Origin of the sequence: Helicobacter cholecystus (genome assembly GCF_003364215.1) — a bacterium.
Taxonomy (GTDB): Bacteria; Campylobacterota; Campylobacteria; order Campylobacterales; family Helicobacteraceae; genus Helicobacter_G; species Helicobacter_G cholecystus.
Genome location: NZ_NXLU01000002.1, coordinates 86,624 through 107,769 on the forward strand (window position 1 = coordinate 86,624; position 21,146 = coordinate 107,769).

General features: G+C 34.5%; 21 protein-coding genes and 1 pseudogene. 10 read left to right on the forward strand and 12 right to left on the reverse strand.

Translation table 11 applies throughout. The features are described 5' to 3' along the window. The first annotated feature begins 16 nt into the window (after positions 1 to 16). Positions 17 to 1,540 (forward strand): Na+/H+ antiporter NhaC family protein, encoded by a 1,524-nt coding sequence (locus CQA62_RS02215; RefSeq protein WP_104724563.1) that lies wholly within the window; start codon positions 17 to 19, stop codon positions 1,538 to 1,540. Here CQA62_RS02215 and pyrC read toward each other — a convergent pair. After that, complete coding sequence (pyrC, locus tag CQA62_RS02220) at positions 1,537 to 2,571, reverse strand: dihydroorotase (RefSeq protein WP_104724562.1); 1,035 nt, start codon at positions 2,569 to 2,571, stop codon at positions 1,537 to 1,539. The two genes, CQA62_RS02215 and pyrC, sit on opposite strands and share 4 nt — an antisense overlap. A gap of 52 nt (positions 2,572 to 2,623) precedes the next feature. Between pyrC and CQA62_RS02225 the strand changes: the two genes are divergently transcribed. Continuing rightward, complete coding sequence (locus CQA62_RS02225) at positions 2,624 to 2,923, forward strand: cupin domain-containing protein (protein WP_104724561.1); 300 nt, start codon at positions 2,624 to 2,626, stop codon at positions 2,921 to 2,923. A gap of 187 nt (positions 2,924 to 3,110) precedes the next feature. Here the strand turns inward: CQA62_RS02225 and CQA62_RS02230 are convergent, their stop codons facing one another. From CQA62_RS02230 to CQA62_RS02270, 9 genes and pseudogenes are all read right to left on the reverse strand, one after another. Further along, entirely contained in the window at positions 3,111 to 3,416 is a 306-nt protein-coding gene (locus tag CQA62_RS02230) for a DUF5666 domain-containing protein (protein WP_104724560.1), read from the reverse strand. Between the two features lie 11 nt (positions 3,417 to 3,427). Continuing rightward, positions 3,428 to 3,724: a DUF5666 domain-containing protein gene (locus tag CQA62_RS02235; protein ID WP_104724559.1), complete on the reverse strand. Its 297-nt coding sequence runs from the start codon at positions 3,722 to 3,724 to the stop codon at positions 3,428 to 3,430. 11 nt (positions 3,725 to 3,735) lie between these two features. Further along, positions 3,736 to 4,035, reverse strand: coding sequence for a DUF5666 domain-containing protein (locus tag CQA62_RS02240; RefSeq protein ID WP_104724558.1), 300 nt, complete (start codon positions 4,033 to 4,035; stop codon positions 3,736 to 3,738). Between the two features lie 86 nt (positions 4,036 to 4,121). Next, positions 4,122 to 4,952, reverse strand: coding sequence for a formyltetrahydrofolate deformylase (gene purU, locus CQA62_RS02245; protein WP_104724557.1), 831 nt, complete (start codon positions 4,950 to 4,952; stop codon positions 4,122 to 4,124). Beyond that, positions 4,949 to 5,817, reverse strand: a pseudogene (gene sppA / locus CQA62_RS02250) (signal peptide peptidase SppA). The gene purU and the pseudogene sppA overlap by 4 nt, the downstream one beginning before the upstream one ends. Beyond that, positions 5,798 to 7,060 (reverse strand): aminofutalosine deaminase family hydrolase, encoded by a 1,263-nt coding sequence (gene mqnF, locus CQA62_RS02255; RefSeq protein WP_104724555.1) that lies wholly within the window; start codon positions 7,058 to 7,060, stop codon positions 5,798 to 5,800. Before mqnF ends, sppA begins: the two are co-directional and overlap by 20 nt. After that, positions 7,057 to 7,875, reverse strand: a complete 819-nt coding sequence (mscS, locus tag CQA62_RS02260) for a small-conductance mechanosensitive channel MscS (protein ID WP_104724554.1) — start codon at positions 7,873 to 7,875, stop codon at positions 7,057 to 7,059. Before mscS ends, mqnF begins: the two co-directional genes overlap by 4 nt. Further along, on the reverse strand, positions 7,872 to 9,047 hold the full coding sequence (locus CQA62_RS02265) for an amidohydrolase family protein (protein WP_104724553.1): 1,176 nt from the start codon (positions 9,045 to 9,047) through the stop codon (positions 7,872 to 7,874). The genes mscS and CQA62_RS02265 overlap by 4 nt, the downstream gene beginning before the upstream one ends. 10 nt (positions 9,048 to 9,057) lie before the next feature. Further along, complete coding sequence (locus tag CQA62_RS02270; protein WP_104724552.1) at positions 9,058 to 9,777, reverse strand: cytochrome c biogenesis CcdA family protein; 720 nt, start codon at positions 9,775 to 9,777, stop codon at positions 9,058 to 9,060. Positions 9,778 to 9,979: 202 nt separating this feature from the next. On the opposite strand from CQA62_RS02270, the gene CQA62_RS02275 reads away from it, so the two are divergent. Continuing rightward, positions 9,980 to 11,392 carry a DEAD/DEAH box helicase gene (locus tag CQA62_RS02275; RefSeq protein WP_104724551.1) on the forward strand — a complete coding sequence of 471 codons (1,413 nt, stop codon included), beginning with the start codon at positions 9,980 to 9,982 and terminating at the stop codon, positions 11,390 to 11,392. Positions 11,393 to 11,595: 203 nt separating this feature from the next. Here CQA62_RS02275 and rpsO read toward each other — a convergent pair whose 3' ends face one another. After that, positions 11,596 to 11,868, reverse strand: coding sequence for a 30S ribosomal protein S15 (gene rpsO / locus CQA62_RS02280; RefSeq protein WP_104724550.1), 273 nt, complete (start codon positions 11,866 to 11,868; stop codon positions 11,596 to 11,598). Positions 11,869 to 12,006: 138 nt separating this feature from the next. Here rpsO and flhA point away from each other — a divergent pair, with 138 nt between their 5' ends. Genes flhA through CQA62_RS02305 form a run of 5 tightly spaced genes read left to right on the forward strand, consistent with a single transcriptional unit; the run spans position 12,007 to position 17,231 of the window. Then, positions 12,007 to 14,226: a flagellar biosynthesis protein FlhA gene (gene flhA, locus CQA62_RS02285; protein ID WP_104724549.1), complete on the forward strand. Its 2,220-nt coding sequence runs from the start codon at positions 12,007 to 12,009 to the stop codon at positions 14,224 to 14,226. Beyond that, positions 14,223 to 15,260, forward strand: a complete 1,038-nt coding sequence (locus CQA62_RS02290) for a DHH family phosphoesterase (protein ID WP_104724548.1) — start codon at positions 14,223 to 14,225, stop codon at positions 15,258 to 15,260. Before flhA ends, CQA62_RS02290 begins: the two co-directional genes overlap by 4 nt. Then, positions 15,257 to 15,475, forward strand: a complete 219-nt coding sequence (locus CQA62_RS02295) for a hypothetical protein (protein WP_104724547.1) — start codon at positions 15,257 to 15,259, stop codon at positions 15,473 to 15,475. Before CQA62_RS02290 ends, CQA62_RS02295 begins: the two co-directional genes overlap by 4 nt. Further along, positions 15,472 to 16,071: a phosphoribosylglycinamide formyltransferase gene (gene purN / locus CQA62_RS02300; protein WP_104724546.1), complete on the forward strand. Its 600-nt coding sequence runs from the start codon at positions 15,472 to 15,474 to the stop codon at positions 16,069 to 16,071. Before CQA62_RS02295 ends, purN begins: the two co-directional genes overlap by 4 nt. Beyond that, the gene (locus CQA62_RS02305) at positions 16,068 to 17,231 is read left to right on the forward strand and encodes a cation:proton antiporter (RefSeq protein WP_104724545.1); all 1,164 of its coding nucleotides are present in this window, start codon (positions 16,068 to 16,070) and stop codon (positions 17,229 to 17,231) included. Before purN ends, CQA62_RS02305 begins: the two co-directional genes overlap by 4 nt. Before the next feature lie 24 nt (positions 17,232 to 17,255). Here the strand turns inward: CQA62_RS02305 and glnA are convergent, their stop codons facing one another. After that, complete coding sequence (gene glnA, locus CQA62_RS02310; RefSeq protein ID WP_408609835.1) at positions 17,256 to 18,677, reverse strand: type I glutamate--ammonia ligase; 1,422 nt, start codon at positions 18,675 to 18,677, stop codon at positions 17,256 to 17,258. A 142-nt stretch (positions 18,678 to 18,819) separates the two neighbouring features. On the opposite strand from glnA, the gene aspS reads away from it, so the two are divergent. Further along, positions 18,820 to 20,568 (forward strand): aspartate--tRNA ligase, encoded by a 1,749-nt coding sequence (aspS, locus tag CQA62_RS02315; RefSeq protein WP_104724544.1) that lies wholly within the window; start codon positions 18,820 to 18,822, stop codon positions 20,566 to 20,568. Next, positions 20,569 to 21,141, forward strand: a complete 573-nt coding sequence (locus CQA62_RS02320) for an adenylate kinase (RefSeq protein WP_104724543.1) — start codon at positions 20,569 to 20,571, stop codon at positions 21,139 to 21,141. The last annotated feature ends 5 nt before the right edge of the window (positions 21,142 to 21,146 follow it).

Below are 21,146 nucleotides of genomic sequence, written 5' to 3' on the forward strand. Positions count from 1 at the left end.
TCTGTAAGGATAGCCTTTGAATTATTCAGATACTTTTTTTAGTTTGTTTGTTCCTTTAGCCGTGATTGTTCTTGTGCTTTTAAGTAAACGTATTGTACTTTCTCTTTTTGTGGGAATTGTGTTGGGGGGGATTATGATGCACTATCAAGAGCCATTGCATATTTTCTCTTATGTTTATGAAAAAATTTCATCAGTATTTTATGAGTATTCTCCTCAAGAGGGATTAAGTGCGAATTGGGGGGGAATTTATGTATTTTTATTTTTGCTCTCTTTGGGGATTCTCTCTCAAGTTGTGCTTGTTTGTGGAGGAGTAGCTGCATTTGTGGAATGGGCAAGAAGCAGAGTGAAGGATACAAGAACTTCAGAATTTGTTGCATTTTTTGCAGGAATTGTTATTTTTATTGATGATTATTTTAATGCTCTTACAGTTGGACAAATTGCCAAACCTCTTAGCGCAATGCATCAGTCAAGCAGAGAGAGATTGGCATATATTATTGATAGTACTTCTGCACCTATTTGTGTACTTGTTCCAATTTCAAGTTGGGGGGCTTATATTATTGGAATTTTGCAAAGTTCATTGCCAAAAGATCAGGGGAATGCACTCTTTGTACTTTTTGGAAGTATTGGAGGGAATTTTTATGCATGGTTTGCACTCATTGCAGTATTTTTAACAATTTTATGGCAAATCAATCTTCCTGTAATGAGAAAAAATATCAATGTTTCTATTCCACAGGATCATCAAGGAGAATACCCACCTTCTAAAATCTCTCTACTGCTTTTGCCTATTGTTGCTCTTATTTTTTGTATTCTATTCATGATTTTTTATACAGGATATAAAACTTCAGGCTCATTTGAAATTTTAACTATGCTTGCAAATTGTGATACACCTTTCTCTCTGTTTTGTGGAGGAATGATCGCATTGCTTTTTTCTTTAATTCTCTCACATCAATATATTGCTCCTTATCAGTATACATACATTGTTTATAGTGGTGTGAAGGCCATGCTTCCTGCAATTGTAATTTTAGTGCTTGCTTGGGCAATTGGGCCAGTGATTAAAGAAGATTTAAAAACAGGGCTTTATTTAGCCAATCTTGCAAAAGAAAATCTTTCAAGTCAAACACTGTTACTCTTGCCATTTTCCCTCTTTTTGGTCTCTGCATTTATTTCTTTTAGCACAGGGACGAGTTGGGGGTGCTTTGCAATTATGATTCCTATTGCTATTGAATTATCTTTGCAAAGTGGTGGAAATATGATTATTGCTATTTCTGCAGTCCTCTCAGGAGCGGTTTATGGAGATCATACTTCACCTATGTCAGATACAACAATTCTTAGTTCAATTGGTGCAGGATGTTCTTTACAAAGCCACTTTATCACTCAACTTCCTTATGCTGGAATTTGTGCATTTTTTGCTGGAGGATCATTTTTGATTTTTTCTCTAACACAGAGTATCTTAATTTCTTTTGTGATTTGTGCAATGGGATTAATAGGTGTATTTTGGCTATTAAAAGTAAAATTTGGAGGAGAGCTTCAAGGAGTTTAGTTTTCCTTAAAGCTATGAATAGCTTGGATAGACCATTGGAGGGTTTGACAAGCATTTAATGGCACAATCCTATCTTCCCCAACAGGGATATAAGCAGGTATACTTTGCTCTTGCTTGGTAAAAATAATTGTTTTATTGATTTTTGGTGTGAGCCCATAATTTTTAATGGCATTATCTGATACAAAGGCTTGAAGCTTATCAAGTGCATGATGTGTTTCAAAGAGTTCTACAAGCTGTTCAAGTAGGCAGGGAGAAGAGAAGATTCCTGCACTTGCGTTAGAGGTAAGTTTTTTACTTAACAAATGGGGTGCACTATCTGATCCAAAACTTACCTTTGGGTGTGCACAAAGGGCCAAAGAAAGTAGGGCATCTCTATCTTTTGGGGTTTTTAAAATGGGCTTACAGAAAAGATGAGGATTTAATCCTTTGCCTAGCAAATCATCAAGAGTAAGGGTGATATGATGGAGTGTGAGTGTAGCATAGACATTGGAGAATTTTTCTATCATATCAATGCTTCTACGATCACTAAGATGCTCAATGATGATTTGAAGCTTAGGATAATTTATAGCAATTTCTTGAATGATTTGTAAAAACTCAAACTCTCTATCCATACTAAATCCTGCACTCTCGGCATGGATGGAGAGAATGAATCCCATATCTTGGGCAAGAGAGAAAATCTCTAGAGTATTTTCTTCAAGAATTGAGTCTAAGCCATTTTGGCTATTTGTAGTGGCACCTTTGGGATAGAGTTTTAAAATTTTAATTCCAAGATTTTTTGCATTTTCAAGAGTTTGTTTGTTTAAACTTGGTGTGATATAAAGCGTACTGATGACTTCAAAATGATCATAAAGTGAGGCAATCTGCAAACGATAGGAAGATGCAAGATCTACAGTGGTAATGGGAGTGCTAAGATTTGGCATTACAACTCCCCCAATAAAAGGATTAGCACTGTATTTAAGGACATTTTCGAGGATAAGACCATCTCTAAGATGAAGATGCATATCTAAAGGGTTTTTAAGGGTGAATTGCATATTTTCTCCTTTTGGGATTTTGATTCATTAAATTATAAAATAAGGAATTTTAATGCAAGTTTTAGATTGGAGTAAGGTAGATTTTACTCAAGGGGTAAAGATCACACCGATGAAAGAAAATCAGAGTGTTAAAGAGATTTTAATTACACTCCCTAAAGAAGGTGTTTTAAGTGAGCATAAAGCCCCCTATAATATTGGTGTTCAGGTTTTAAGCGGTGAAATTGAGTTTGGTGTTCAAGGCGAGGTATTGGTTTTGAAAGCTTTAGAAAACATCTATCTTGACACAGGGGTGCTCCATCATCTCAAAGGGCTCAAAGATAGCATTGTAAGACTAAGTCTATATAAGGTTTAAAAAGAAAGCCCTTTATGGGCTTTTTAAGAGATAAGAAAATGTTAACTTCCAAAGATCATCGACTTGAAATCTTTCCATTGCAGAAGATAAAATTACAGTGTAATTTTTTACATCCATCTTGATTTGATCATTCCCTTGCTTATTTTAAGAGAAGGAGTAGGGATCAGATCTTTTAAGTTTCAATGCTTCAGTAAGCACGATTTTTGACACATTGGATTTCAATTTTACCTGCTACAAGAATATTATTACTAAGAAAAACTTCTATTTCCACAATATCCCCCACTTTAAGATCAACAAATTTTTTGTTGATATCCCAAGGTAAATAACAAGAATCCTCTTCAATTTTTGTGTTGGGTAAAACTTTAATGATTTGACCATTGACTTGAAGGGTTTTTTGCTCATTATCAATTGCTTCAATTACCCCCTCATAATCATGGTCTGCAAAGATAAAACTACTTATACCAAGTAAAAGGATTAAGGCTAGTTTTTTCATTGATCCCTCTTTTAATAGGCACGATTAGCGCATTGGATTTCAATTTCTTTTGCAATAAGAATATTGTTCTCTACGCCCATAAATTCAACTTCTACAACCTGTCCAGCTTTAAGATCTGAAAATTTCTTAGGTGTATCCCAACCGCTTCCATACGCTTCCTCTTCAATCTTTGTATAAGGAAGGATTTTGATTTTTGTTTGATTAACAACAATTGTTTTATCCGCATCATTAACAGATTCAATGATGCCATAATTATCTGCAAAACTTAAACTCAAACTTGCAAGTAATCCTAAAACAATTTTTTTCATTTATTCTCTCCTTAATATGCTTGATTCTTCATACATTTAATCTCAATATCTTCAGCAACAAGACCACCTTGACTATGCATAAAATCTACCTCTATTAAATCTCCCACCTTAAGATCTGAAAATTTCTTAGGTGTATCCCAGCCAATTCCACAAGAATCTTGCTCAATTTTTGTATAGGGCATCACTTTAATTGTATTCCCATTGAGTGTAATTGTCTTTTGGGCATTATCAATTTTTTGAATAATCCCTGTAATATCTGAAGCAAATGCACTTACACCTACTAGCATGCCAGTTAAAAGTAACTTTTTCATTTTTTATCCTTATGTCTAGTTTGTAATCCCTTTTAAAGGGTTAGGGGGATTTTAGGGGATGAAGATAAAGTATATATAAAATGAAGTTAAAAAATAATTGTTTTGTTTGCAAAAACAAAAATTCGATCTTCTAATGCAAGTTTAAGTCCACGTGCAAGAGTGATTTTTTCAATATCTCTTCCAGCTTTTTGCATTTCTTGCCAACTATAAGTATGATCAATATGAATAATATCTTGGGTGATAATTGGACCTTCATCAAGATGATTATTAACAAAATGTGAAGTTGCACCAATCATTTTTACTCCTCGATCATAGGCTTGTTTATAAGGATTTGCACCAATAAAAGCAGGAAGAAAAGAGTGATGAATATTGATAATTTGATTTTTAAAATATGCTACAAAATAAGGGGAGAGAATTCTCATATATTTTGCTAGAACCAAATAATCTATATGATATCTTGAAATGATTTCTAACATTTTATTTTCGTGTTCTTCTCTGGAATGATTTGTAGTGTCTATACAAAAGTAGGGGATATCAAATCTTTCACTCAAATCCCTTAAATCTTCATAATTAGAAATTACGGCTTGGATATTAGCATTGAGTTCTCCGCTTTCATGACGCAAGAGCAGATCCCCTAAGCAATGATTCTCTTTAGTGCAAAGAATGATGATTGATTTTTTTTCTTGATTTTTAATTGAAATTTGAGCTTCTTTGGGTAAAACATCTTTAAGCTCTTCAAGAAGGTGATCATTTTCAAGCTCTCCACTAAAACAGGTTCTCATAAAAAAATGATTACTTTCTAAATCCACATGTTCATCATTTTTTTCAATATTAAAATGGTGAGAATAAAGGATTGAAGCAACTTTTGCGATCAATCCTTGTGTGTCAGGAGAACTGATTAATAGCACCTTTTTCATTGAATTTGACCTTTAAAAAGATTAAAGAGAATTGAGGTAGAACTTTGAGTGAGTTTATCAAAGATTTTCTCAGTTTTACTTTTCTCTAAAAAGACAGGATTACTGACTTGAGCAATGTCGCTAAGCTCCTTAATAGCTTGAGAACGTGAACCTATTTCATCGATCAGTTTGAGTTTAAGAGCTTCAGATGCACTAAAAATTTTTCCTTCTGCAAAGACTTTAGGATCTGTGTTTGTCAAACTTCTTGCCTCTAAAACATCATTAACAAATAGATTGTATTGTTTTTTAAGAAAAGATTGTAAAAATTCTTTTTCTTTGGGAGTCCACTCTCTTGTGAAACTTCCTATTGCTTTATACTCGCCTTCTTGAAGACTTTGCTCTTTAATCCCTACCTTATCTAAAAGAGGTTTGATGTTATAGCCATTAAGAATGACACCAATTGAACCAATCATTGAACCTCTATTTGCAATGATTTTATCACTATACATGCCTGCATAATAGCTTCCACTGGCCATTGCCCCCTCTACATGTGCAATCACAGGTAAGCTATCACGTAAATCTTTAATCATATTAGCAATCTCAATACTTGCTCCAACACTTCCTCCTGGAGAATCAATAATCAGCAACACCCCTTTGATGTTTGGATTTTTTTAATTTCTTGGATTTGTTGGCCAAAGCTATCGCTCTCAAAAATGGGTCCTTGAAGATAAAGTTTTGCAAGATTAGCATTTTTTGGAGTTTCTTCTTGGTTAGCTCCAATGATGAATAAAACAATGATAAGAAGAACAAAAAGCTTGAAATATTTGTTCAAAAAATCAAGAGACACAGTTATGAATTTAAAGATTTTAGAAAGGTTTTCCATTATATACTCCTATTCCATTGATATAGACTTTTTTTGCTTTTTGACAATGCAAGATAAAGTGCAGAGGCTCTTGATGAGTGCGTGAAATTTCATCACATGCAAAAAGAGCGAGATCCGCATTTTTACCTAAGGCAATTTCTCCACTATTAAATTCTAATGCTGTATTTGCATAATGTGTTACTCCTAAAATCAACTCTTTTGCAAATTCATTGGGTGAATATTGAGGGTATGCAAAGAGAGTGTAACGAATCTCATCTAAAGGATTAAGACTAAAGTTTGAGCTTAAACCATCTGTAGCAAAAATTACTGGGAGATTGCTTGCTCTTAGCTTATCGAGATTGAGATAATAATTGTTAAGTAAGCGGTTTGATCTTGGGGAACTGATAATCTTTGCATTCATTGAGGCAATTTTTTTTAACTCAAGCTCAGAGGCATACAAACAATGAATAAAAAGTGTTTTATTTTCTTCCAGGAGCTCTAAGAATTCTAATGTATTAAAGCTAGAAGTGGCATCAGTATTGCCAAAGTATCGGGAAAAAAAGCTTTTAAAAAAACCTTTAGAGTGATTAAGCCAATGAAGTTCTTGCATAGATTCTAGAAAATGAACACTTAAGAGCATATTTTTCTCTTTTGCCAAGCTTGCTACTTTTTTGGCTAAGATCTTGTGTGTAGAGTAGGGCGAGTGAATAGAGAGTGTGGGAACAAAATGAGGGTTTGCATATTTTTGAGATTCTTGTAGTCTCGCTAAAAGATTGGAGTAGAGAGGATCAATGAGTGCAGGATTTGAACCAATGACTTCATTAAAAAGCTGAACCCTTAAGGGTGATTGAGCAAGTGGAACAATATCAAACCCATGGCTACTGATTGCCCCCACACTCCCAACCCCACTTTCAATCTGAAGCCAAATTTGCTTTTTGATATTTTGCTCAATATTTTCAAATAGCATCTCGCGCTTTTGTATCACACTCTCTAGCCAGTCTCCAAAATCTCCATAAGATAAAGAAGTTTTATTGTTGCTAAACTCAAAATGGATATGAGGATTGCTTAGAGCTGGAAGTAGAATACTTTCTGAATGAAATTCAGCTCTAGCTTGAGGATTTTGCTCTAAGAGAGTTTGATACTCTCCAAAGGCAATGATTTTATTCTCCCCTTTTTCCTTGTTTTCAAAAAGTACCCCACCATTATTAATGATTTTAAAGTCTTTATCACAGCAAAAAACCTTGCTTGCTCCAAGTAAAGTCATCATTTATTACTTACCCTTACATCAAGTTGATTATATGGGATTTCAATGCCTGCATCATCTAATGCTTTTTTGCATTCTTCAATCAATTTGCTTCGCACTGCAAAGATGTTAATATGATTCTCAATCCAAACACGAATTGAGAAATCAATACTGCTTGAACTCAATTCTGTAACTCCCACAAAAGGAAAGGGATCTTTTGAGATTTCTTCAATTTGTAAAATCACTTTGATAAGAGTGGCCTTAACCTCTTCAATATTGCTTGTATATGCTACGCCTACAACCCATTCAATACGCCTTTGTTCTGCATCTGTACAGTTTGTAATAACTCCCTTTGTTACATTTTCATTGGGGAAGATTGCAAGTTTATTGTCTGGAAGCCTAAGAGTGGTATGAAAAAGATTGATAGCCTCAACCTTTCCAGCAATAGAACCAATTTCAAGTAAATCCCCCTTTTTAAAAGGACGTAAAATAATTAAAACAATCCCACTTGCTAGGCTTGAGAGAGAATCTTTGAGTGCTAAAGCAATTGCAAGAGTAGCCGTTCCAAGTACTGCAATGATTGAAGTAGTTTGTACTCCCATTGTTCCTAGGGCTGTAATGGCTGAGAGAATAATGATGCACACAAAGAAAACTTGTGAGATGAAGTTTCCTACAATCTCATCTTTTTTGGTAATCATTTTTTTTAATTTTGCACGTGAGAGAAAGGCAAGATAAATTCCACCAATGAGTAGAGAAATTCCCTTAAGTAAAGCAAAAATATAACCTTGATATTGATGCCAAAATCTTAATGCATATCCAGTAATCTCTTCTAAATTCATTGTCTCAGCTCTCCTTTCTTGCTTGAAAAAAAGGTATCAATTTTTCCATAAAGAGTTTGTTTGCCATAGAGTGGATGATTAATTTCAATTTCCTCAGACAGATCAACAAGCACAAAATCTGCATCATAACCCTCTTTAATCAATCCTCTTTTAAGATTAAGAAGATGGGCTTGGGTATAGGAGGTTTTTTTGCAAAGCTCTTGTAGGGAGAGTTTTGAGGACTTGACAAGATAAGTGTAAAGAAGGGGAAAATAAAATTCCAAGCATTCTACACCACTGATTGCATCATCAAAAGTTTGCTCTTTTGAGGAGGTGCTAAATTCTTGATGGGTTGAGCTTAAAGTATCAATAAGATGGAGATTATTGATAAGAGTGTTCTGCATCTCTTGTGTGCATAGAGGAGGATTAAGTTTTCCCCAAGTATTGTAGTTTTTAATACTGCTTTCATTGAGGATAAGGTGGTGAATACTCACTTCTGTAAAAGTATAAGGATTGTGTGCTGAGGCTTTTAAGACATTGTAATCATTGATAGAGTGCAAAAGAGTGAAGATTTGTTTAAAGTGAGCGATTTGAGAAATACGTGAAAACTCTATACTCTGGAGATAAAAAGGAAAACTTGATAATCCCATCTTATAGCTCATCTCACTTTCAATACTGCCCTTAGAAGAAAGTTCTGTATCATGTGCATAGCAAAAACAAGGAATATTTAAAAGCCTTGCATAATCATAAATACATAAAAGAGTGCTTGTTTTTAAAGAAGAAGAAAATTCAATGAGTGCTCCCCCATTTTTATGAAGTTTGGCAATATTTACAATCTTTCCATCTTGGTAGGGATTGATATTTTGTAAAAAATGAATAGGACTTTGCAGAGAAAATAAAGAAAGAGACTCATAAAACAAGGAATCATTATGCAAGGTAAAAGCAATTGTTCCAACACCTCCTTTAAGGGCTTTTTTTTCTATTTTTTTGAGATCTTGTTGCTTATAGCTTTTGGGTTTAATATTCAAGTCAATGAATGAGGGCAAAAGATAGAGGTTTTTAGCATCAAAAATTTCTTTTCCTTTAAGATTGGGGGCAATTTCTTTAATTATTCCATCACAAACTCTAATATCAGCTTTTCTTTCTGTAAGTGCATCACAAATATTTGCATTTTTGATTACATATTCCCTCATTATCCCTCCTTTAATAAAATAAATTACTTATATTCCCTATCCAACCAAATGCAATGGCAGTCCCAATAAGAATAAGTAAGATTCCACTTGCAATCTCAATTAATCTTAGATGAGGAGTGATTTTTTTGAGGGCCTTTAATCCTGCACCTACAGAGAGTGAGAGGAGTAAAAATGGAATTGCTAATCCTGAACAATATACTAAGATTAATGCTAAAGAGTGCTCTGAATCAATACTTGAAAGAGCTAAAATACTTGCAAGAATAGGTCCTACACAAGGACTCCAACCTAAAGAAAAGCTAATCCCTAAAAGTAGGGGAGAGAGAAAGGATTTCCCCTTAAATTCAAGGCGTTTTGTTTTATAAAGAAATTTGATTTTCAAAACTCCCAAAAAGTGTAAACCAAAAAGAATGATCACTCCACCAGCAATGTAAGAGGCAATAGGAAGTGAAAAAAGCTTCCCTAAAAAACTATTGATAAAAATTCCTAAAACAATAAAAACAAAACAAAATCCAAAGATAAAAAGGATACATCCCTTAAAAACTCTTGCAAAAAGATGAGGTGTTTGATCATCTTTTAATTCTTCGAGGGAAAGACCAGAAATATAGGAAAAATAAGCAGGGAGTAAGGGGAGGATGCATGGGCTTAAGAATGTCAAAGTCCCAGCTATAAAACTTGCCAAAAAGGGCATACTCACAAATAAATCACTTAAAAAGCTTTCATCAATATTCAAAAGACTATCCTCTTAATCAATCCCTAAAAAATTTGATATAAATTTTTTAGGAGACAGTTAATGAAAAAAATTATACTTAAAAATCCTGTTATCTGCTTGTTACACTTTATTATATAATTGAGGCAATGCCTATCGAAAATAACTTTTGGTAAAGTTTTTATATTGTTTAGGTATTCGAATCTAGATAACTTTAAGGAAAAAGATGGAGAATACAAAATTTGAAGAAATGGGGTTACGTGAGAATGTGTTGAAGGGTATTAGGGATATGGGGTTTGTGACTCCAAGCCCTGTGCAATCCCAGTCTATTCCTATTGCACTCAAGGGGCATGATCTTGTTGCACAGGCTCAAACAGGTACAGGAAAAACAGCAGCTTTTTCAATCCCTATCCTCAATCAAATTGAAAAAAATGGAGAGATTGAGGCCTTGGTGATTACACCTACAAGAGAACTTGCAATGCAAATCAGTGATGAGGTTTTTAAGCTTGGAAAATTTGTTCGTGTTAAGACTGTGTGCGTATATGGTGGTCAGTCAATCCGTCGGCAATGTGAACTTTTAGAAAACAATCCTCAAGTGCTTGTTGCAACACCGGGAAGATTGCTTGATCATCTTAAAAATAATCGTATTCCAAATTTCTCACCTAAAATCGTTGTTCTTGATGAAAGTGATGAAATGTTGGATATGGGATTTTTAGACGATGTTGAAGAAATTTTTTCCTATTTGCCCAGCAATCGACAAACACTGCTTTTTTCAGCAACTATGCCTGAACAGATTCAAAAACTTACCCATAAGATTCTTGATAAACCCAAATATGTCAAGATCACTCCTGCAAATATTGCAAATACTGATATTACTCAGAAATGCTATGTGATTAATGAAGGACATAGGGACGAGGCAATTGTAAGACTTATGGATGTCTTTACACCTAAAAAAAGTATTATTTTTACAAGTACTAAAAAAGAAGTGGATGCACTTGCACAACGTTTGATTGAAGCAAAGTATAGAGCAGGTGCCTTGCATGGCGATATGGATCAAAGGGCAAGAATTGATGCAATTAAAGCATTTAAGGCTGATAAAATCAATATTCTTGTTGCAACAGATGTGGCTGCAAGAGGGCTTGATATTAGTGATGTAAGCCATGTGTTTAATTATCATATTCCTCTTAATCCTGAGAGCTATGTGCATCGAATTGGGCGAACTGGAAGAGCAGGAAAAAAAGGGATGGCTATCACGCTCATTACACCTTTAGAGTTTAAAGAACTTAAACGAATTAAAGATGAAGTAAAGCATCCCTTAGAGCTTGAAGAACTGCCTGTATTTGAGGCAAGTCATAATCAAATTGTGCAAAAAATTCTTAAAACAAAAATTATTGATGAGGCGATGGATATTTATAATGGTTTGCTTGATCAAAATGATGAAGCCAATACGATATTAAAGCTTATCTCCTATCTTCTTAAAGAGGGGGGTAAAAATAAAATTGGTCCAAATCTCCAAGAAATCAATCGGCTTCAAGAGCAAGAGAAGAGACCAAAAAGTAAAGACAAGGGATCAAGGAAACCTGACGGAAGAAATTTTACATCTAGAACTTCAAGAGCAAACTCAAGGGGGAGAAGATAATCTTCTCCTCTTTATTCAGTTTATAACCTTTAATATAGATTTATATTTGAATTAAATTTTAATAATCTTTAAGGCTTATATTGTGCGAAACAATATTCATCACTGAGTAGATTGTTTGTCAATGATAAAGAGGATAGGAGCAAAAATTAAACTAGAAAATTTAGAGATTAAGAAACTCTAAGGGAATACCCCTAGAGAAAGGATTATCTATCTTTAATGCCAAGAGTAGCAATGAGCTTTGTGTATCGCTCATATTGGGTTTTCTTAAGATATTTAAGCAATCCTCTTCTTTGTCCTACAAGCTTAAGAAGCCCTAAGCGACTTGAATGATCTTTTGGATTAGCTTTAAGATGTTCTGTGAGAGTAGAAATTCTATCACTTAAAAGAGCGATTTGAACTTCGCTAGAACCTGTATCTTTAGAATCTCTGGCAAATTTAGAAATAATTTCTTTTTTTTTCGCCATATCTTGAGCCATATTGACCTCCTAGATTGGTATAGTTTTTTCAAACACAAAAGTTTGAAGTTGAGATTTTACACCAAAAACACTCCAAACCCCCTAAAAAGAATGTAAAATTTTAAGCTTTTTAACCCATATTTCTAAGAAAGGAAGTCATTGGCAGCCTATAAACAAATCCTTAAAAAAATTCAACAAATTTTATCTTCAGCCTTTGGCTCAAAAGATGTAAGTGTTGTCTTTTTTATTGTTGCGATTTTGACAATTATCATTATTCCCCTACCTAGCTTTTTGCTAGATGGTATGCTTAGTCTTTCTTTGGCACTTTCTATTTTAATTATTCTCATTGGTCTTTATATTAAAAAACCTACGGATTTTTCAGCTTTTCCTACACTTTTGCTTCTTGTCACTCTCTTTCGCCTATCGCTTAATATTGCAACAACTCGAATGATTTTGAGTGAGGGGTATAAGGGGCCTGAGGCTGTAAGTAGCATTATTACTGCATTTGGTGAGTTTGTTATTGGTGGAAATTATGTTATTGGTGTGATTATTTTTTGCATTCTTGTTCTTGTTAATCTTATGGTTGTGACCAATGGTTCAACACGTGTAACAGAGGTGAAGGCAAGATTTCAACTTGATTCGCTCCCTGGTAAACAAATGGCAATTGATGCAGATATGAATGCAGGACTTATTGATGAACATGAGGCAAAAAGACGTCGTGATGCCCTTGCACAGGAAGCAGATTTTTATGGAGCTATGGATGGGGCCAGTAAGTTTGTTAAAGGAGATGCGATTGCTGGGATTATCATTACAATTGTTAATATTGTAGGAGGATTCTTAATTGGAATGCTTGAGTATAACATGAGCTTCTCTGATAGCCTGCAAACCTTTACCATTCTTACAATTGGAGATGGACTTGTAGGACAGATTCCAGCACTCATTGTTTCTACTGCAACAGGGATTATTATCACACGAAGCACAAAGGGTGAGGATGATAATTTTGCTAAAGATCTTGTTGAACAACTTGTTAACAATCAAAAAATTGTTACAATCCTAGGAGTTATTCTTTTTGTAACCGCTCTTATCCCTGGTTTTCCCACAACTTCATTGCTCTTTCTTAGTTTTGTGTTTTTTGCAATTGGTTATCTTATGGGGGAGGGGGAGAAGAGAAGTATTTTTGCCTTTTTAGGGAATGTGTTCAAGAATAAAAACAAAGAAGATACTCTTGCACAAACCAAACAAAAACCTATTGATATTTCCTCACATTCAGCACCTGCTCGTCCTCAAAAAAGTGAAGAAGAAATTGAAAGAGAAGAAGAGGCAATGATTAATGATGTGCTTAAGGTGGAAGTATTAGAACTTTTCTTAGGGTATCAACTCATTAAACTTGCAGATGTTAAACAAAATGGTGATTTGATTGAGAGAATTAGAGGAATTAGAAAAAAAATTGCTTCTGATTTTGGATTTTTGGTGCCAAAAATTAGGATTAAAGATAATCTTCAACTTGCTCCTACTCATTATGAATTCTTTCTCAAGGGTGTCAAAATTGGAGAGGGAGATGTGATGCCTGATCATTTTTTAGCCATGGATACAGGATATGTAGGCACTCAAATTGAGGGGATTGCTACAAAAGAACCTGCTTTTGGAATGGATGCACTTTGGATTGAGGCTAAGGATAAGGAAGAGGCCATCATTCAAGGGTATACAATTATCGATCCCTCTACAGTGATTTCTACGCATATTTCCGAGCTGATTAAACAATATGCACCCGAGTTTATTACAAAAGATGAAGTCAAAAAGCTTCTTAATCGTCTAAGTGAAGTTTATCCTGCCATCATTGAAGAAGCAAATAAGCTCCCAACAGGAGTAATCCGACAGGTTCTCCAAGAACTTCTTAAAGAAAAAATTCCCATCCGTGATATGCTTACTATTCTTGAGTGTATTACAGACATTGCCCAAGCTGTGCAGAATAATATTCCAATCATTGTTGAACAGGTGAGAACAAGACTTGCACGAACAATTACTAATCTCTTTAAATCCGATGATGGAAGCATTAAGCTTTTGATTTTTGCTAATGAAACTGAACATGCATTAATTACAAAAATTAAAGAACAAGGATCAGGCTCCACCCTTTTTCTCACAATTAATGAAACCCAAAAACTCAAAGAAGCCATTGAGGAGAGTATGTTAAAGGTTGTACAAATGGGAATCTCTCCTGTAATTTTGCTTGTGGATAATCAACTCAGACGCCCATTGTATGAAAAAATGGAGCAATATAAAATCGATGTTGTTGTGCTTAGTCATACTGAGCTTGATTCTAATGTTAATTTTGAGATTGTAGATAAACCTATTGAAATTGATTTTAAAGGATTATCATGAAAGTTTTACACCTTTCTCATATTGATTTAGATGGCTATGGATCACAATATGTTGCAAAGCATTTTTTTAACGATATTGCCTTTTATAATGCAAATTATGGCAAGGAGATTATGGTTAGGCTTGGTGAGATGTTTTGTGCACTTACCAAAGAAAAAACTCTTTTTCTTATTACAGATCTTAATTTAACACTCCAAGAGGCAAATTATGTTCAAGAGAGAGTTTGTGAGCTTAAGATTGAAGGTTATGATATAGAGCTTAAGCTTTTGGATCATCATATTAGTGGTGCTCAGAGCGCAGAGAAATTTTATTGGTATTTTCTTGATTGCACACGTTCAGCTTGTAAGATTACCTTTGATACCCTTATAGCAAATTATCCCCTTCTTGATGCACAAAAAGAAGCTTGGCTAAGAGATTTTAGCACAATGGTTAATTCTGTAGATATCTGGCTAAGTGAAGGGAAGTATTTTGAATTTGGTAAGGTATTGATGGGTGCAATTTCAGGAGCAAAGGATCCCAATCGCTTGATGTTTGAAGATAAAAATAGAGAATTTAAATTTGAGCTTTTAGAGAGATCAAAAGACTTTTTATATCTTCCTAAAGGAGAGGTTGAATTAGATAATGCGCTCTTTTTGCTTAAAAAAGAAATTTTTAGAGGTGATCCCAAAAAAGAAACAATGGACAATATTTTTGCAAACTATCTTGTGGAACTCTTAAAAGAGAAGAAAAAGGAGTGCGAAATCACCTACAAAGGTAAGAGAGGTTTTCTAAGCTATATGCTTGGTTGTGTGAGTGTGGTAGGTAATCAGTTTTTATGCCAAAACCCTGAATTTGATTTTTTCTTGGATGTGAATGCTAGAGGGAATATTAGTTTAAGGGCTAATGGAAATTGTGATGTAAGCGAAATGGCAATGCAATGTTTTGGGGGTGGAGGACATAAAAATGCTTCTGGAGGAAAAATAGAAGGATTTAAAGAGAGTTTTTTTTATGCTGACATTAAACAACAGATTGAAAATATTTTGCAGGAGAAAGAATGAGAGAAAAAGATTTACAAATCCAAGAATTAGCCTTGGAAGTGATTGATATGCTTGGTGTTGCACTGCATTTTGCAGGAGGAAAAGATATTAAAAAACTGATTGATTTATACATAGAAGAGTTGGATAAGTTTCCAGAAGAACTTCCCTATAACCAAGAGCAAATGATTGCACTCATTGAGGGATTAAAGCAAAAATATCCAAAGTTTTTTGTATGAGAAGCATTAAACTTTTTGTACTCTTTAGTGGCAATGGAAGCAATCTTGAGAATCTTTATCAAACCCTTGAAGGAAAAGAAGTTGTAAAAGAAAATGGGGAACATGTAAAGATTGAATTTATTGGAGCTTTGAGCAATAATCCTAATGCCTATGGAATCACACGTTGCCATCATCTTGGAATTCCTGTCATTACACTTTCTCATAAAGATTATGAAAATCGTGAGGAATATGACAGGGCTTTACTTAAAGCATTATTTTTCTATGAGCCTGATTTTGTAGTGCTTTGTGGTTTTATGAGGATACTCACCCCTCTTTTTCTTAAAGTCTATCGATGCATTAATATTCATCCTTCTTTTTTGCCTTATCATAAGGGTGCACAAGGGATTAAAGATAGTTTTGAAGATGAGAAAGTAGATTTTGGAGGAGTAAGCATTCATTATGTCAATGAAGAACTAGATTCAGGAGAGATCATTATGCAAGAGAAATTAAGCAAGATTCTCTTTAAAGATTTCTCTTCATTTCAAAGAGCAATTCATGAACTGGAATATAAACTTTATCCTCAAGCGATTCTTAGGGTAGTGAGAGAGGAGATATGAGTCTTATTTCTTTTGCTATTATTGCCACTCTTATTGCTCTTGCTCCGCTTCTAAGTTCTCTTACTCGCATCCCGTGTGTTGTTGTAGAAATGCTTTTAGGGACTTTGGCAACTTATATTGGTATTTTTCATGAGAATGAATCTGTGCGTTATGTTGCAGAGATTGGGTTTTTGATCCTAATGTTTTTGTGTGGGATGGAAGTGGATCTCAAATCATTTAAAACACTCAAGAATGAGGGGCTTTTTAAAAATATCTTTGCTTATTTTTGTATTCTTTATACACTCTCAATCTCCCTTGTTTTACTCCAAAAACTCCCCTTTATTTATATTGTAATTTTTCCAATTATGGGTGTTGGAATGATTATGACGCTCATTAAAGAATATGGGAAAGATTATATTTGGCTTAATCTTGCACTCAAAGTTGGAATTTTTGGTGAGCTTTTGAGTATTTGTATTTTAGTGGGGATTAATGGATTTTATACTTATGGTTTAAGTCTTGAACTCTCTAGAACTTTTGGAGTTTTGATTATATTTTTTATTTTTATTGCATTGAGCTTTCGTTTTTTTAGGGTGGTATTTTGGTGGTTTCCCACTCTTAAAAATCTTATTGTTCCACAAGAAGATCAAAGCAATCAAGACTTGCGCTTTAGCGCAATGCTTTTTTTTATTTTTATCTCAATTGTACTTTTACTTAAGCTTGAAGTTGCACTTGGAGCATTTATTGCAGGAATGATTATTGCGACATTTTTTGGGAATCGCCACCTTCTGCATCAAAAACTCACAAGTATTGGTTTTGGGTTTTTTGTCCCTTTTTTCTTCGTGCATATTGGAACGACACTTGATCTTAAAGCCCTATTGTCTAATCCTCAGTTGTTTAAAGATGCGCTTATGGTTGTTACAGGAATGCTTGGTATTAGGTTAATTGGATGTTTTTTAGTCTTTAGAAAATTTTTAGGAAATATAAAAAATGTTGTTTTATATGCATTTTCTGATGCAATGCCTTTGACATTCTTGATTGCTGCAGCAACTTTAGCTCTTCAACTCAAAATTATCACACAAGAAAATTATTATGCTTTTGTGATGGGGGCAATGATTGAGGGGATTGTATTTATGATAATCATTAAATTAATTTTAAATTATTGGAAAAAGGAGAAGAAATAAATAGGAGAGATAAGTTCTCTCCTACTAACAACTATAGGTGCTAATAAATTCAAAAGGATGAGGGCGAGCTTCCCAAGGCAAAATCTCTGTTTCAAATTTATAGTCTTTGTATATTTGAATAAAATCCTCACTAAATACATCCCCCACTTTGAGATATTCTCTATCTGCAAGCATCTCCTCAATTGCACATCTAAGAGTATGGGGAAGTTGCTTAATTCCTTTGTCTCTAATTTCATCAAGTGTCAGTTCAAAAAGATCAATATCCATTGGCTCTCCTGCAGGGATTTTATTTTTAATTCCATCAAGTCCAGCCATAAGAAGCGATGCAAAAGCTAAATAGGGATTTGCAGAGCTATCAGGGAATCTAAATTCTAAACGTTTGGATTTTTCCCCCTGACTGTAGGGAATACGAATACTTGCGCTTCGATTTTGTGCAGAATACGCCAAGATTGAAGGAGCTTCAAAATTTGGGACAAGACGTTTATAGGAGTTTGTAGAAGCATTGGTAAAGGCTGCGATACTTCTAGCATGAGTTAATATTCCTCCAAGAAAGTATAAGGCAGTCTTACTTAATCCCTCATACTCCTCTCCTGCAAAAAGATTTTTTCCATCTTTCCAAATACTGATATGTGTGTGCATTCCACTCCCATTATCACCATAAAGGGGTTTTGGCATAAATGTTGCAGTTTTACCATTAAGATGAGCGACCATTTTAACAACATATTTAAGCTTTTGCACATTATCAGCTGCCTCAAGCATATCTCCAAATTTAATTCCAATTTCAGCTTGGGCTTGTCCCACTTCATGATGAACAACAAAAGTTTCAATCCCCACTTGATTGAGCACTTTTACCATTTCTGCACGAATATCTACCATACTATCAATGGGAGAAACTGGGAAATATCCCCCTTTTGTCCCTGGTCTATGCCCCATATTAACCCCATCAAATTCACGATTGCGATTCCATTCCCCTTCTTCTGTATCAATCTCATAGGCTTGAGTATTAATATTATCTTTGATTTTAATGCTATCAAAGATAAAGAATTCATTTTCAGGTCCAAAATAAGCTATATCTCCAATACCACTTAAAGAGAGATGTTGCATTGCTTTTTTAATAATACTTCTAGGGCATTTCTCATAGGGCTGGTTTTTGTAGATATCCCATACATCACAGAAGACTACTGCTGTTGCATCCGCACTAAAAGGATCAATAAAATATCGCACAGGATCAGGAATAAGGATCATATCAGATTTATTGATAGGTTGCCACTTTGGTAAAGAACTCGCATCAAAGGGAATTCCCTCCTTGAATATATTTTCATCAATAGCATTTGCCGAAAAACTCACATGATGCCAAGTTCCTTTTATATCTGTGAATCTAAAATCTATAAATTCCACCTCATTTTCTTTGCAAAATGCAAAAAACTCTTTCACTTCCTTTTTCACTTCTGCTCCTTTAATACGGGATAATAAAACATGTAATTTTATCAAAATGCATCCTCAATATTTCAAGTTTTTCTGCCTACTTTTAAGTTAAGAGTTTTGCTATAATTTCACTAGTTTATTTATTTTTTCTTCTGGAGATATTATGCTAAGAAGTCATTTATGTGCAGAACTTAATGAATCTCATATTGGAGAAGAAGTTGAGCTTTGTGGATGGTGCAATACTTATCGTGATCATGGCGGTGTAGTATTTATTGATTTAAGAGATAAGAGTGGATTAATTCAGCTTGTATGTGACCCTGCAAGTGAGGCTTATTGTATTGCCTCAAGCGTAAGAGATGAGTTTGTTTTACATGTTAAAGGAAAGGTGCGTTTAAGAGGAAAAGGGCTGGAAAATCCTAAACTTGCTACAGGTAAGATTGAAGTAGAGCTAAGCTCTTTGGTTATTGAGAATAAATCTGTCACTCCTCCTATTACTATTGGCGATGAGAGTGTGGGGGAGGAGTTGAGACTTAAGTATCGCTATTTAGATCTTCGTTCGCCTAAGGCGTATGAAACCTTTGCACTTAGAAGTAAGGCAAGTATAGTGGTAAGAAATACACTTCACCATCTTGGTTTTTTAGAAGTTGAAACCCCCATTCTTACAAAGGCTACTCCTGAGGGGGCAAGAGATTATCTTGTGCCAAGTCGTGTTCATCAAGGGGAGTTTTTTGCCCTTCCTCAAAGTCCTCAAATTTTTAAACAACTTTTGATGATGAGTGGATTTGATCGTTATTTTCAAATTGCAAAATGTTTTAGAGATGAAGATTTAAGAGCAGATCGTCAGCCAGAATTCACACAAATTGATATAGAAATGAGTTTTTGTAACCAAGAAGATGTCATGGCAATTGGAGAGAAAATCATCTCTGATATTTTCAATGCTTGTGGAAAGAGTGTGCAAACCCCTTTTATGAGAATGTCCTATTCACAAGCTATGGAGAGCTATGGAAGTGATAAACCAGACTTAAGATTTGAAATGCCATTAGTTGAAGTGGCAGATTGTTTTATTGATTCAACTAACGAAATGTTTGCAAAGATTGCAAAAGATAGCAAAAATAATCGTTTCAAAGCTTTAAGAGTCAAGGGTGCTGATAGCTTTTTTTCACGTAAAACTTTAGCTGAAGCAGAAGAGTTTGTAAAAAAATTTGGTGCTAAAGGACTTGCATATATTCAAATTAAAGAAGATGAAATTAAAGGACCACTTTATAAGTTTATGAGCCAAGGCAGTTATAAAAAACTTGCGGAACGTTTGGGACTTGAAGTAGGGGATATTGTCTTTTTTGGAGCAGGGGAGAAAAAGATAGTTTGGGATTATATGGGACGTTTAAGATTAAAGATTGCTGCAGATATGAATCTTATTGCTGCAGATGATTTAAAATTCTTATGGGTTGTGGATTTTCCAATGTTTGAAAAGGATGATGAAAGAGTTAAAGCATTGCATCACCCTTTTACAATGCCCAAGGATTTGAATAAAGAAAATATAGAGGAGATTGAATCTATAGCTTATGATATGGTGCTTAATGGTGTAGAACTGGGCGGTGGAAGTATCAGAATTCATAAAAGTGATATCCAAGCACAAGTTTTTGATTTATTGGGAATTAGCAAAGAAGAAGCACAGGAAAAATTTGGCTTTTTGCTCGAAGCTCTAAGTTTTGGTGCACCTCCTCATGGAGGAATTGCTTTTGGGTTTGACCGAATTATTATGTTGCTAAGTGGAGCAAATAGCATTCGTGATGTGATTGCATTCCCCAAGACTCAAAAAGCAACTTGTCCCCTTACAGATGCACCCAGTCAAGTAAGTTTGGATCAACTTAGGGAATTACATATTAGATTAAGAGATAAAAAAGGAGAATAGATGAAGAAGTTATTTTTAATTATTGGAGCTCCTGGGAGTGGAAAAACAACGGATGCACAGATTATCGCTCAAAATAATCCTCAAAGTATGGTGCATTATTCTACTGGAGATTTATTGCGCGAAGAGGTCGCAAGTGGAAGCCAAAGAGGAAAATTGATTGATAGTTTTGTGAGCAAGGGAAATCTTGTACCACTTGAAATTGTGGTTGAAACGATTGTAGGTGCCATTGAGAAAGCCCCAAGAGAAAATGTACTTATTGATGGGTATCCAAGAAGTGTAGAGCAAATGGAGGCTTTGCATAAAGTTTTATCTAATAGAAATGATGTGCAGATTGCAGGTGTGATAGAGGTGGAAGTCAGCGAAGCTGTAGCATGTGAAAGAGTATTAGGAAGAGCAAGGGGGGATGATGATAGTGTTGAAGTTTTTAAAAATCGTATGAAAGTTTATCTTCAGCCACTTTCTATCATTGAAAAGTTTTATGAGGAAAAGAATTTGCTTATAAAGATTAATGGTGAACGAATTATTGAAGAAATCGTTGCTGATATTGAAAAATATATCAAAACAAAAATTTAAAGGAG

What these genes read in the sequence shown, in the direction of transcription:
- CQA62_RS02275 (WP_104724551.1), top strand. Translation starts at nt 9,980, where the DNA reads ATGGAGAATACAAAATTTGAAGAAATGGGGTTACGTGAGAATGTGTTG.
- rpsO (WP_104724550.1), bottom strand. Translation starts at nt 11,868, where the DNA reads ATGGCTCAAGATATGGCGAAAAAAAAAGAAATTATTTCTAAATTTGCC.
- CQA62_RS02320 (WP_104724543.1), top strand. Translation starts at nt 20,569, where the DNA reads ATGAAGAAGTTATTTTTAATTATTGGAGCTCCTGGGAGTGGAAAAACA.
- CQA62_RS02290 (WP_104724548.1), top strand. Translation starts at nt 14,223, where the DNA reads ATGAAAGTTTTACACCTTTCTCATATTGATTTAGATGGCTATGGATCA.
- CQA62_RS02225 (WP_104724561.1), top strand. Translation starts at nt 2,624, where the DNA reads ATGCAAGTTTTAGATTGGAGTAAGGTAGATTTTACTCAAGGGGTAAAG.
- mscS (WP_104724554.1), bottom strand. Translation starts at nt 7,875, where the DNA reads ATGAATTTAGAAGAGATTACTGGATATGCATTAAGATTTTGGCATCAA.
- CQA62_RS02240 (WP_104724558.1), bottom strand. Translation starts at nt 4,035, where the DNA reads ATGAAAAAGTTACTTTTAACTGGCATGCTAGTAGGTGTAAGTGCATTT.
- pyrC (WP_104724562.1), bottom strand. Translation starts at nt 2,571, where the DNA reads ATGCAATTCACCCTTAAAAACCCTTTAGATATGCATCTTCATCTTAGA.
- CQA62_RS02230 (WP_104724560.1), bottom strand. Translation starts at nt 3,416, where the DNA reads ATGAAAAAACTAGCCTTAATCCTTTTACTTGGTATAAGTAGTTTTATC.
- mqnF (WP_104724555.1), bottom strand. Translation starts at nt 7,060, where the DNA reads ATGATGACTTTACTTGGAGCAAGCAAGGTTTTTTGCTGTGATAAAGAC.
- CQA62_RS02265 (WP_104724553.1), bottom strand. Translation starts at nt 9,047, where the DNA reads ATGAGGGAATATGTAATCAAAAATGCAAATATTTGTGATGCACTTACA.
- purU (WP_104724557.1), bottom strand. Translation starts at nt 4,952, where the DNA reads ATGAAAAAGGTGCTATTAATCAGTTCTCCTGACACACAAGGATTGATC.
- aspS (WP_104724544.1), top strand. Translation starts at nt 18,820, where the DNA reads ATGCTAAGAAGTCATTTATGTGCAGAACTTAATGAATCTCATATTGGA.
- CQA62_RS02235 (WP_104724559.1), bottom strand. Translation starts at nt 3,724, where the DNA reads ATGAAAAAAATTGTTTTAGGATTACTTGCAAGTTTGAGTTTAAGTTTT.
- purN (WP_104724546.1), top strand. Translation starts at nt 15,472, where the DNA reads ATGAGAAGCATTAAACTTTTTGTACTCTTTAGTGGCAATGGAAGCAAT.
- CQA62_RS02295 (WP_104724547.1), top strand. Translation starts at nt 15,257, where the DNA reads ATGAGAGAAAAAGATTTACAAATCCAAGAATTAGCCTTGGAAGTGATT.
- CQA62_RS02305 (WP_104724545.1), top strand. Translation starts at nt 16,068, where the DNA reads ATGAGTCTTATTTCTTTTGCTATTATTGCCACTCTTATTGCTCTTGCT.